General features: G+C 44.8%; 9 protein-coding genes. All 9 read right to left on the reverse strand.

The features are described 5' to 3' along the window. Positions 1-179: 179 nt before the first annotated feature. The 9 genes from ACP26M_RS03205 to ACP26M_RS03245 all read right to left on the reverse strand — a co-directional run bounded on the left by ACP26M_RS03205 (position 180) and on the right by ACP26M_RS03245 (position 12,000). On the reverse strand, positions 180-1,226 hold the full coding sequence (locus ACP26M_RS03205) for a PmoA family protein (protein WP_426586106.1): 1,047 nt from the start codon (positions 1,224-1,226) through the stop codon (positions 180-182). An 81-nt stretch (positions 1,227-1,307) separates the two neighbouring features. Then, positions 1,308-2,663 carry a Gfo/Idh/MocA family protein gene (locus tag ACP26M_RS03210; RefSeq protein ID WP_090532946.1) on the reverse strand — a complete coding sequence of 452 codons (1,356 nt, stop codon included), beginning with the start codon at positions 2,661-2,663 and terminating at the stop codon, positions 1,308-1,310. A gap of 386 nt (positions 2,664-3,049) precedes the next feature. After that, entirely contained in the window at positions 3,050-3,499 is a 450-nt protein-coding gene (locus ACP26M_RS03215) for an SRPBCC family protein (RefSeq protein ID WP_426586109.1), read from the reverse strand. After that, positions 3,496-3,822: an ArsR/SmtB family transcription factor gene (locus tag ACP26M_RS03220; protein WP_176627743.1), complete on the reverse strand. Its 327-nt coding sequence runs from the start codon at positions 3,820-3,822 to the stop codon at positions 3,496-3,498. Before ACP26M_RS03220 ends, ACP26M_RS03215 begins: the two co-directional genes overlap by 4 nt. Then, positions 3,803-4,252: an SRPBCC family protein gene (locus tag ACP26M_RS03225; RefSeq protein ID WP_426586112.1), complete on the reverse strand. Its 450-nt coding sequence runs from the start codon at positions 4,250-4,252 to the stop codon at positions 3,803-3,805. The genes ACP26M_RS03220 and ACP26M_RS03225 overlap by 20 nt, the downstream gene beginning before the upstream one ends. A gap of 251 nt (positions 4,253-4,503) precedes the next feature. Further along, complete coding sequence (locus ACP26M_RS03230; protein ID WP_426586114.1) at positions 4,504-5,631, reverse strand: zinc finger domain-containing protein; 1,128 nt, start codon at positions 5,629-5,631, stop codon at positions 4,504-4,506. Between the two features lie 32 nt (positions 5,632-5,663). Continuing rightward, complete coding sequence (locus ACP26M_RS03235) at positions 5,664-6,779, reverse strand: SPFH domain-containing protein (RefSeq protein ID WP_426586116.1); 1,116 nt, start codon at positions 6,777-6,779, stop codon at positions 5,664-5,666. A 163-nt stretch (positions 6,780-6,942) separates the two neighbouring features. Continuing rightward, entirely contained in the window at positions 6,943-8,817 is a 1,875-nt protein-coding gene (locus ACP26M_RS03240; protein ID WP_426586118.1) for a RagB/SusD family nutrient uptake outer membrane protein, read from the reverse strand. Between the two features lie 15 nt (positions 8,818-8,832). Beyond that, positions 8,833-12,000: a SusC/RagA family TonB-linked outer membrane protein gene (locus ACP26M_RS03245; RefSeq protein WP_426586119.1), complete on the reverse strand. Its 3,168-nt coding sequence runs from the start codon at positions 11,998-12,000 to the stop codon at positions 8,833-8,835. Positions 12,001-12,468 lie beyond the last annotated feature (468 nt).

A 12,468-nucleotide genomic window follows, 5' to 3' on the forward strand; every position in this document is an offset into this window, starting at 1 on the left:
TCCAACGAACTGATGCCGGTAACGACACACAGCCCGACTGAAACGAAAAGTAACAACCCCGTAATTACCTGAACCTTGCGCCGGGATCAGCGGGCCGTGACATACCTGCCGGGATATTTAAAAATGATAAAAAGTAATTCTGATAAATATCCCGGACCGGTTTGTTTGATATGGTGATGCTATTTAAATGACTTAAAAGCCTCCGCAGCCTGGTTTAATTGCGCTGCGCTGTTAGTTTGCGGCCCATTGTGTATGATAATCCGATACCTGAATGTTACCGATTCGCCTTTCTTTAAAGTCAGGTTCTTTTCAGATTTGCCGTTGGTAAACACCTTTTCGCCCAGCGGATTGGCTGCAAACAGGCCGTAGCCACGGGCATGCCAAAAAGTAGGATAATTAGGGTTTTGAGGATGATCGATAATGGTAACGCTTACCGAATCGGTTCCAATTTTACCATATACCTTGCACCATACGCCGCGGGTGCTCCATGCGTCGTTACCTGTTTTGCCTTCGCTGGTGAGGTAAGTACCGTTGGCAACTTTATCGGTACCACCTTTTACTATGGTAACATTACCCTTATCGTCAGTAAATTTCTGGTCGGCAGGGTCAGGGATTTGCAGCTCATGGGCCAGACGCAGGCCAAGCATGCCATCTTTGGCATCTTTAAAAAGAGCGTCCTTATCCGCAGTAAGCGTAGTTACACGGTCAATGATCCGTTCCCGGGCATTTCCGCTAAATTCAAAGCGGGTTTGCTCTTCCAGTATTACTTGTTTTTGCTGATCTGTCCAGTTTGCATGATAGGCTAATATGCCTTTTGTCCCATCTTTTGTTTCCAAAATTTTGTCGGTGCGGATCCAGCCATAACTGCTCTTTTTAGCCGCAGGTATGGCATAGGAGTTATTCCAGAAATCCAGACCGTTCAGGTTTTCAAAGTTAAACCATAACCCTATGTGATGCGGGTGATCTGTAGGGTCGCCGGGTCGTGGGGCTAGCGGAAAGCCGCGGGTTACCAATGTGCCGTTTGCCGACCGCAAAGGATAAAGAACGGGTTTTTCTAAACTGTCCGAATACAGGAAACTGGTAAAGGGTTTTCCACCTATCAGGATATCTATTTTATTATTTGTTGTTTTTACCAGCCTTACCGGTTCGGCTTTTTGAGCGTGTACTACAGGAAACAATAGCATATTTGCGGCAACGGCAAGTCCCAGTTTTTTTATGATCTTCATTGCTTGATGTAAGGTTAAAAAGGCTGTGCGCTAATGGCAAGGCACAGCCGATGTCAATAATGTTTGTGACCTATCCAGCTATTAATATTTAAAAACTTTTCCATTAGCCATTACCTCCTGGGTAGCTTCATCAAAAGTGGCCTTGTAGCCGGTATGAACAGCTGCATTGGTCATGATATTGGCTATCGAATGGCTGTAACCGGCTTCAACCGGGGCGTTTGGCTGCTTACGGCTGCGCACGCATTCCATCCAGTTGCGTACGTGGTTTGAAGTAAGTATATCACCTCCGGTATTGGCTGATGCTACCACCTTTTCGGTATTAGCCAGACTAATCTCAGGCAGCAGGTTTGCCTTCATATGCATGGCATCGGCCATTTTTTGAGTAAGACCTCCTTTTGGCGATACTGTATTGGTGATGAGGTTAAGCTCACCGCCGTTTGAATAGTAAATTTCGGCCGGGTGCTCATCGCCATTGTGCATGCGTGAGCCAAAAGTAACCTGGAAGCCGGTTGAAGGATCATTAAGCGGACCGTAATCAAAAGCGGCCAGTATGGTATCCCAGTTGCGGCGCCCATCTTTCCACATATAGATGCCGCCGTTGGCAACTACACTACGCGGGTGTTTTAAGCCCGTAAACCAGTGTACCGTATCAATCTGATGGCTCATCCACTGCCCCGGCAGTCCTGACGAATATGGCCAGAACAGGCGGTACTCCAAGTATTTACGCGGGTCGAAATCTTCATAAGGCCGGTTCATGATGAAACGTTTCCAGTCGGTATCCTGTTCCTTCAGCTGTCCTAATAACTCCGGCCGGCGCCAGCGTCCGGGTTGGTTCACATTCCAGGTAAGCTCAACCATGGTGATAGGGCCAAACTTGCCCGAACTGATAAATTCATTGGCCGCATGATAATTAGCGCCGCTTCTGCGCTGCGATCCAATTTGCACAATTTTGCCCGATTCCTTTACTGCCTTTAAAGCTGCCCGGTTATCTTCCATGGTTTCGGCAAATGGTTTTTCTACATAAGCATCGCAGCCGGCCTTCACCGCTTCAATAGCATGGCGTGCATGCTGAAAATCAGCAGTGCTGATGAACACGGCGTCGACGCTTTTACTATCGTATAATTCTTCATTATTGCGGTAAGCTTTTACATCGTGCTGCATTTTTTCTTTCCAGAGGGCAGAGCCTTCCTCACGCCGCTTGTTCCAGATATCAGATACGGCTACTACATCAAAGTTGAGTTCTTTATAATGGTTCATGAAACTGGGCACGTGCGAACTTTTGTGCCTGTCTGAAAAGCCTACCACACCAATCCTGACCCGGTCATTGGCGCCAATGATACGTTTATAACTTTGTGCGCTCCAACTCTTGGGGGCAAGCATAATTCCGGCCCCGGCTAACGAGGCCTGCCTGATAAAGGTACGGCGTGATTTTTCCATGTAGTAAATAGTTTTATTTGCAGGTTGTTTTTCTTCAAAATACGGGTACGTCAGGGGGCAGATACCTGTATTTTTCGCTGATTAAAAGGTAAACTGGTTAAAGCCGGCGCTTATGCGTGGCTAAATCAAATATCGAAGAATAGAATTGAAAAGCAATAGCGTTTTTAAATGTTAATGTAACAATAATACTGTTTTTTGCAGATCAGATTTCCTCAAAATAGTGTCCTGGTTTGAAAATGTAATAGGTTAATATTTAATTAAGGTAATTGGTTAAGCAACCCAAATTTATAGCAGTATAAAGTTTGAGATAAAACCCTCAAGCGCCTTTCATTTTTCATGAAAGGCGCTTTCTTGCCTAAAAGTTGTTCGAAACTTTCAGATTTTAACTAACTTTCTTTAGGATTAGGTTCTCCTTTACCTGTGGTAATGAGGTTGTACAAACTTCCCGTAATATAACCGGCCCAGGCGTTTGAGCAAACCTCATAACACTCATGCTGTGGAACCAAGCTCTGGTGGGTAAAGCGGACTTGTGTTTTACCTTCCTGTTCAGAAATTTCAAAGATCACTTTGGTGCCTTTCCATTCGGTTTGATCTTTGGTGAAACTAAAATAGTTATCCAGAACAAGCCAAACCACTTTTTGGTTGGGAACAACTTCTGTTAATTTCAAGGTACAGCGGTGAAGGTCCCTGGCTTTGTAGGTAAACTCGTCATTGAGTTTTTCTGTGCCGCCTTTAACTTCTTCCGACCACCATCCGCGAACATTACTGACGGCATCAAAAGCCTCTTTAGGGGTTTTGTCTACCGAAATGGTTATGGTTAAATCCTGATCTTTCATTTTTTGTTCATTTTATCGTTCATTAAAGCTCCCAGTTTGTCCAGTTTATCGCCCCAGAATTTATCATAGTAAGCTAACCAGGCCTGTAGCTCTTTAAAGCCGTCTTGTTTCAACACACAATGCCTTTCCCTGCCGATGTCTTGTATAGAGATAAACCCGGCGTTGTAAAGCACTTTGATATGCTTTGAAACGGCCGGCCTGCTCATATCAAAGTTCTCGGCCAGTGAGTTGATTGTACGGCTGTCTTTTGATAGCAGGTGCAGGATCTGCCTCCTGCTCGGATCGGCAATTACCTGGAATACATCAAGCCTGTGCTGTTCCATCTTTTTCTGCGTTTATGATCTGCAGCATTTTGTTGATAAGCACCAACCAACCCTTTTCCATCGAGCTAAACATCAACGGGTTTACAGAGTCTGCAAAATCACGGTGTACCAGCAAAAGTTCGGTGCCGTTATCCTTTTCAGTCAGCATCCAGTTTACTGTCGAGTTGCTTAGTTCACCATTGCCCGGGCCGAATTTCCATGAATAAGAAAGTTTTTTGAAGGGGATAACCTCCAGGATCTTGCAATAAAAAATCCCGTCGAAATCCATTTCAGGCATAGGTTTGGCCTTAAGCTGAAATTCGTGACCCAGTACAGGTTTCAGATCGCCGGGCATGAGCCATTGCGATATCAGTTCCTGATCGGTTAAAAATTCCCAAACCACTGCGGGTGGGTACGGGTAAAATAATTGGTGCTGAATAATTTTTGCCATGATAGGTAACTTTTAAGTTACTCAAATGTATATGTAACTTGTGAGTTACGCAAATTTATTTTGATTTTTATTTGGGATGGCTAAGAAGCTTGTTAAGATTGGTTTTTTAAATGTAGAGACGCATCATATGCGTCTCCCGCATGCAAATTACGGTAAGCAAGCGCCGTTTAAAGGAAGCTTGCCCTATGGGAGACGCAATTATGCGTCTCTACGTAAAATGATTGGAGACTTTGTGTCTTAGGGCAGCTTCTCTATGCAGGATGAGCATTTTGGTATAGGATCACTCCAATTATTATCAAGGCTATTACAAACAACACAGCAAGTATTATCTTCATTGCACTCACAGGGCGCTGGCCGATAACCTCGCCTGTGCTGGCATTAACTGTAAATTGATAAATCTTGTTATTGTAGTTATATGCGCTTACCCAAACCGGTAACATCAGGTATTTTATAGCTTTATCAAGATATTGGGTATCGGTGCTGTCAATTCTTTGCTCGTCTCCGCCTATGTCGTCTCGTATGGCCGAATTTATCGCTCCAGCAGTTTGTTCGGCCGCTTTAGTAAAACCTTGTTCCGGGCCTAACTGGTAAGTTTCGGAACGGAAGCCGCTCATATAACGTTCATCAAACTTAACCAGCATATTAAAATTCCAGGGGCCAAGTTTGGTAAGCGTTTTTTCGGGCAATGAGTTGCTGGCGGGTACCAGCAGGTCACGAAAGTCACATTCTACTCTTCCGGAGGCATATGACCAATTGGTATGGCGTACCTGCCTGGTTTTGGTCTGTGTTTTTCCGTCAACAGTTTCCGTATAGGTTTCGGTGGTATAGTAATAATCGCCTCGCTCACCGCTATAATCGGTTATGGTATAAGTGTCGTATGTCCAGTGGGGCAGGTAAACACCTTTTAATGCTGATGATACATCGCTCACCTTTTTAGCCAGGTCGTTTGGTGCCCACCAAAGACTTTTAAGCCATTTTTTGAAAAAATCAACACCCTGTTGTTGGGTAACGGCAAATGGCAAAATATAATGAGGCGGCACATATTGCTGTCCGCTTTCCAGGTCCAATACCAGGGGAGCTGTACAAAAGGGGCATTTATCCGAGGTTACAAACTGATCGAGGATGGTTTGTGAGCCGCAGTTTTTACAATTCACTACCTTAAGATCGGCACTTTGTTTATTGTTATCAATACCGGCGACAAATTCCTCATAATCATAAGGTAGAATATCGCGGCTGTCGGGGGCACTTTCAATGGCGTTGCTCACGCCGCAGTAATCACACAACAAATTATGAGTGCCGGGATTAAAGTGCAGTAATGCTCCGCAGCCCGAACAATTTAAAGAATTGTTTATTACTGACGGATTAACCTGGTTGTTCATCTCGAAAATATAGATTTAGGAATAGTTGCAGATCAGGCTATCGGTGGAGGTACATTGTTGAATAATTCTGCTATCTCTTCAACAGATGATGCAACCGCCCATGCAGCCATTCCTTTTTTCCAAATCATGCTTTCCCTGCTTAAGGTTCCGCTGGCGATCATTGCATTAATGTCATCGATAGCGTGCGGCCCGTCTGATTTTCCGTCCTTCACAATATGATATTGGACGCCTGGCTGGGGAGGCGGGGGTGGTACATCACTACCGGTATTATTAGGAGTAACCTGATTTTGCTGAAAGATATTGCCAACCTGGCCCATCATCGCAGCGCCAACACCCAAACCCATACCGGCAGCTCCTAAGTTACCACCAATTGTATTTTCGGCAGATTTTTCAATAGCATTGGCAGCCTGGAATTGTGCATAAGCGCCGAGATTACCCAAGATGCCCATTTCGCTGCGTTTATCAAGCACCTGCTCAACTTCGGGTGGCAGGGAGATATTTTCGACTAATAGTTTGGTTAGGTTTAAACCAAGCTCAGCGAAATCGGGTTGGATAGATTCTGTTATGAATTTGCCCATTTCGTTGTAGTTAGCTGCCAGATCAAGCACGTTTATTTTTGATTCGGCTACGGCATCCATCCCTCGCGAAACAACGGTGTTTCGCAACTGCTCATTGATATCTTCAATGATGAAATCGGGGTTAGTGGCAGCGATTTCCTTAATAAATACTTTGGGGTCCAGAACCTTAAAGTTAAACGAACCAAATGCCCTCAGCCGTACCGGCCCAAATTCAGCATCGCGAATCATTACCGGGTTTTTTGTTCCCCATTTTTGATTGGTGAACTGACGCAGGCTTACGAAGAATATATCAACCTTAAACGGGCTTTCAAAGCCATATTTCCAGCTCATTAAGGTGGTTAAAAGGGGCATATTCTGAGTTTGGAGCTCATAAGTACCGGGAGTAAATACATCGGCGATGCGCCCCTCGTTCATGAAAACAGCGGCCTGCGATTCGCGAACAATAAGTTTTGCACCCATCTTTATAGCATTATCATGGCGCGGAAATTTCCATACAAGCGTATTTTGGGTGGTATCAACCCACTCTATTACATCTATAAATTCGTTACGAAGGATATTGAACAGGCCCATATTTTTGGATGTCAGGTTTAAATAATGATTAAATATGTGAAAAAAACAAATAAGTGAATGCGCCCACTGTTAATTATTTTATGCTTTTAAATCTGCATAAAACAAAAAACCGGACACTAATCAATTGACTAACGCCCGGCTCAAATGTTACAAATCAACTAAATTATGGTACTACTTTATCAAGAGGCGGGATATTGGTTTCTGAACCTGCGTATCCTTTGCTCTGGTTAATATGACCATTTACATTCAGGTCGATCTCGCTTTGCGGGACAGGCCATAAAACATGGTATGGCGAAATAGTATAGTGATTACCCGAATTGGTTACAACATTAGGGTTTTTATAGAAGTCGTTCTTCTCCATGATCCTGTCGTAAAAGAAGTTGCTTGTTGAAAAATTAGCTACGTTGTAGCTTTTTCCATTATAAGCGGCAATTCCTGTTTGCGCAAAGATGAAAGCGATACGGGTAAGCTCAGTTTTACGTGGCTCCTCCCAATACAGTTCTCTCTGGCGTTCGTCAAGTATAGTGCCGATATTAACTTTGCCCGGATCTGTTAACAACTGTGCATTTGCACGTGCCCTTACTTTATTGATATCATCCATAGCAAGTGCGGTTTGGCCTTTCCATACGTAGGCTTCGGCACGCAACAGGTAGGTTTCGGCTAAGCGGAAAACATACCAGTCGGTGTTGGTACCACGCGGCGGGCTCCACCATTTATCAAGCGCGATAGGGCCCGAGCCAATAAACACTTTGTAATGCGGCCAGCCAAACCAGGCACGGATGGTATCTTTTGCACCATTCAGGAAGCGTTGCTTAACGTTAGCATCGGTATATTGCTCAAGATGCTTACCATACCATGCCGGATCGGAGGTTTTAATGGCCGGGCTATTGTAAACCAAATCGGCCATGTTCATCCAGTTACCGGGGGCGTGCCTTAAGTCGGTATTATCTGTCCAGATGTATTTGGTAGCATAAGGCGTACCGCGTAAACGACCAATACCACGGCCATACCATAAAGTAAGCGGGAATTCTTCAGTAACCTTATCTGAGATTCCTGGTTTTAATGCGCCTGGGGTAAGAATAGTACCGTTATGCCACATCGGCACACAATTCCTCATTACTTGCGATCCGTTTGGTGTAGCGCCATCAAGTGTTTCGCGGTCAAGCACTACATACAAAGCCTCGGCATTTGTTCCTAAAGCCTTGTTTTCGGGTCGGTGAAGGTCCCAGATGATGTTTTTTGAAGCGTCGCCCGCAACTATGCCGAAACGATTGGTCATGAGGTGATACGGGCCGTTGATGGCAACGTTGGCGGCTGCAATGGCATCATCAAATAAACCAAGTGCCAGATCAACTTTAGCTAAAAGGTGGGCAGCGCCGCCTTTGGAGATATCGCCTTTAGCGTTCGCATCGGTAAGATTAGCTACAGCGAACTCCAGGTCTGTTTTCATTTGCTTCAGGATAACGATACGCTGCGTGCTGAAGTAGCCTGTGTTTACCGCGGTTTCTTCTTTTAGCAGCAATGGCACATCACCAAACTCATGTACTAAACGATAGTAGCGGTAAGCCCGGTGAAATAAAGCTGTCGCTTTTACCAGGTTTTTATCGGCGTCTGAAGACCATTTAATGTTATCCAGCCTCGATAAAATAACGTTACAATCATGGATGCCTTGGTACCATGCGCTCCAGTAGCGACCTATCTTGTTATAGTCGTCACTGTTTAAGTTTGCGGTAGGGGTGATCCGCGCGTTCAGATCCTGTGCCGGCGTGGTTTTATCGGTAGTACCTTCAACTGCGGCATCAGTAAATATCGATTCAGTAAGCAACGGGGCCGAGTCGCCAAAGTATTCAAACCTGACGCTTACATTTAGCGTAGCTAAAGCGGCTTTAAAAGCAGCAGGTGAAGTATAAGTTACGTCGGGTGTAAATTTTGAAGGTGCCTGTGGATACAGATCAGCCCGCTTGGTACAGCCTTCGGTTATAAATATGGTTGCCGCTGTTAAAGCCGCAGCCATGATGTTTTTGTTTATCTTATTCATGTATTAAATCCTCCTTTAAAAAACTACGTTAAACCCGGCTGATAAATATCTTGGAGTAGGGCCGCCGTTTTGCGGGTCCCAAAGCGGCCAGCTCGAAAACACAGCTGCATTGCTTGCGTTCACAAATAATTTGGCGCTTGATATGCCCAGGCGTTTGATAAGCTGCGGACTGAAAGTATAGCCGATTGAAGCTGTTTGCAGCCTTACAAACGAAGCTTTACGCCAAACGTTAATGGTTGTGCCTGATGAACCTGAGTTTAAGCGGGCGTAATCGTCAATCTCATTATCAGGTGTCCAGTAAGGTAATACGTATGAGTTCATACGCGCAAAGCCTACGCTGCCCGGGTTGTTTAAAGCCTGGTTGTATTGCCTTAACTGACCAATGCTTGATACCAGCAGGAACGATACATCGAAATGTTTGAGGAAATTAAAATCATTGCGTAACGACCAGCTGAATCGTGGATTGGTTGAACCCAGAAATTGCTTATCGTCGTTGGTGAATTTAAAATCGCCGTTTACATCCTGCAGTTTAAAATCACCGGGTTTAGCGCCGTATTTAGCTGCTTCAGTAGCATCTGCGGTTTTCCAAACACCCAGGATCCTGTAATCCCAAACAGCGTTGATATCGTGACCAATGAACCAGCCGTTGCCGATATCGTCTTTTTCAACATTGGTGGTAACGCCGTTGGCATCAGTAATCGGGAATGCACCGTACAGGTGAACAATTTTGTTGCGGTTTAAGAAAAACGTTCCGCTGGCATTCCAGTTAAAGTTTTCGCTTTTGATGATCTTACCATCCAATGAAATTTCAAACCCCTTGTTATTAACCTGGCCGATGTTGGTGTATGGGTTGGAATTGTTAGCCCCACCAACTAAATCGCCCGATGAGTTGTAGCCCTGAACATCAAGAATACTACGTTTAACCAGCAGGTCGGTAGTTTTACGGTCGTAAACATCTATCGAGCCGCTTAACCTGTTGTGTAATATGGTGAAATCCAGACCGATGTTAGGCCCTACGGTACGTTCCCATTTTAAAGCCGCATTTTGTAAAGTACTTACATAAATACCGCTGTTATTGGTAACTGTACCAGAGTTGTTTGCTGTTGGGTATTTGATACCGCCCAATACAGCTAATGAGATGGATGGATCGGCAGTGGTTGTATTGGTACGGTTACCGTTGGCGCCGTAGCTGAAACGTAATTTACCATAGTCAAGCCATTTAAAAGCGTCGCCTTTCATGAAGCTTTCATCGCTGAATACCCAGGCAATTGCTCCAGAAGGGTATACCTCGCGTGGGTGCTGCAAGCCAAATGCAGAGAAACCGTCGCGGCGTACAGTGGCGGTAACAATGTACCTGCCCAACAAGGTGTAGTTGATCCTGCCCATGATGGCATCGGCGTTATAAATCCGGTCATCGCTGCTTTCAACAGGTAAATTACCGGCGCCTATGTTGTGGTAACCCAAAATATCGGTTGGGGTTAACTGTGTGTTTGAAGCATTGGTATACCACGTTTGATACTTTTCTTTGTTAAGCAGGAAGGTTGCATCAAAGCTATGGATGCCAAAAGTTTTGTTCCAGCTTAAAATGTTATCAAGGTTGTACCTGTAACGGTTTTCCTGTGTACGGATAGCGGTACCACCCGAAAGTTCGTTAGGGTTAGCTACGGGGCGGAAGAAAAAGTTCCGGTACGATTCGATGGTTGGCGCATAATTCACCGTATACTTAATACCGAAAGGAAGATCCAAACGGGCAAAAAGTACCGAGAACAGCGTGTTTTGAACCGCTACGTTTTGATTATAGCGGTTCCCGAGGAATGGGTTACGCTGGTTCAAACCGCTGTCATCGGTATCGATACGGCGTAATGAACCATCGGCATTATACATATCACCGTAAGGAGATGAGTTGATGATCTGCGTCCAGTCGGCTTCGGTAGCGTCAATACCCTGGCCGCTCAGCGGGGTGCTGGCTGCACCTTCATCGCGGCTTGCAAATTGCGCATTTACACCAAGGGTTAAAAATTTAGCAGCTTTACCTTCCAGGTTTACACGGAAACGGCCATCGGTATACTGACCGCCTTGAATCAGGTTCTGGTTTTTGGTATAGTTGCCTGATACATAATATTTAACGGTTTCTGAACTTCCCGAAAAGCTGCCGGTATAATCCTGGCGGAAGCCATTGCGGAAAATCAGTTTTGACCAGTCGGTCATTTTACCGGCCTGGTAGTTGGCAATCTCGTTAGGGAATAAACCTAAACGCTGCAGCCAGATGGTAGTCGGATCACCTTTGGCACCGTTAAGGAACTGGTCAAGCGTTACACCATCAGGCAGTTTGTTGGGGTTGCTGTAATAATAATAAGGATTTGAAGTATTGGAACTGCGGGCTCCGTCGGCACGCCAGTTAAGAAAGCCGTCGCCGGTGTAATATTTTTGATTTTGCAATAATTGGGCTATACCAAAGTTGGCATTTAAGGTGATTTGAGTACCTCCTTTTTTACCTTTTTTGGTAGTTATAGCTACAACGCCGCCAGCTGATTGTGCACCGTATACGGCAAGGGCGCTTGGGTCGCGCAGCACATCAACACGGTCGATATCGTTAGGGTTGATATCAGCCAGCTGGCCGGGATAAATAACACCATCCAATACGATAACCGGCTGAACGTTGCCCGAAAGGGAGGCTTTACCCCTGATCTGCAAATCGCCGGTACCGCCGCCTTTGGCCGAGGTGTTCAAGGCAACCGAAATACCCGGGATATTACCCCTGATAATGTCTGTAGCACTGGCCGGGTGTTCATTTTCTAATTTCTCGGCCTTAACACTGCTGATGGCACCGGTAACATCTTTAACAGCACGTGTGCCGTAACCTATTACCACAACCTCTTCCAGTTGTTTGTTGGCATCGGCCAGTGTTACATCAATTGTTGTGCGGCCATTAACCGGCTGCTCTTGTGTGGCCGAACCCACAAAGCTGAAAACAAGTATAGCGTTGCTGTTAGCCGTGATAGAATAGCTGCCTTTTAAATCCGTAATGGTTACCGCACCTGTTGACTTGTTTTTTACAGTAGCGCCAGGTATTGGCAGACCCTGGCTGTCTTTAACAATACCTTTCACGGTAACTTCCTGTGCGAAGGACCGTGTTAGCATGGTAATAAGTAAAACAAAAATTAGCGTAATTTTTTTCTTCATAATTAATTGCTGTTTAGTTGGTTAAGCAGCCCATGGCTGCCGGAATGGGCTATAGGCAAACCTGGTTTACACCATAGCGATGCAGGTAATAACTGCTGTGCAATCTTTACTTCATATAAGCGATTTGTTGGTTAAGCGTATTACTAATTGGTATTTGGTGGGGGTAAATTTAACGTGGAATAAACCAATAATACAATAGGTGAATTGTATGTAAGTTATTGATTTTAAGATATTTAAATCAATTTTGATACGTTTTGATAACGAGGAACTCAAACGTTGAAGTGGCGTATTTACAGCATGTTACACCCGGTTTATTTTTGCAGCTGATACGCTTTGTGAACAAGAAAAAAAAGTGAAAATAATTTAAAAAATGACAAAAGAGGAGATTGGGGAGATGGTTAAACCTGTTTTATGATGATAAAAATGAGGTTTTCACGCTATGAGGATCCTCTGCGAGCTTGGGTTAAC

Source organism: Mucilaginibacter sp. R-33, assembly GCF_049949235.1.
Taxonomy (GTDB): Bacteria; Bacteroidota; Bacteroidia; order Sphingobacteriales; family Sphingobacteriaceae; genus Mucilaginibacter.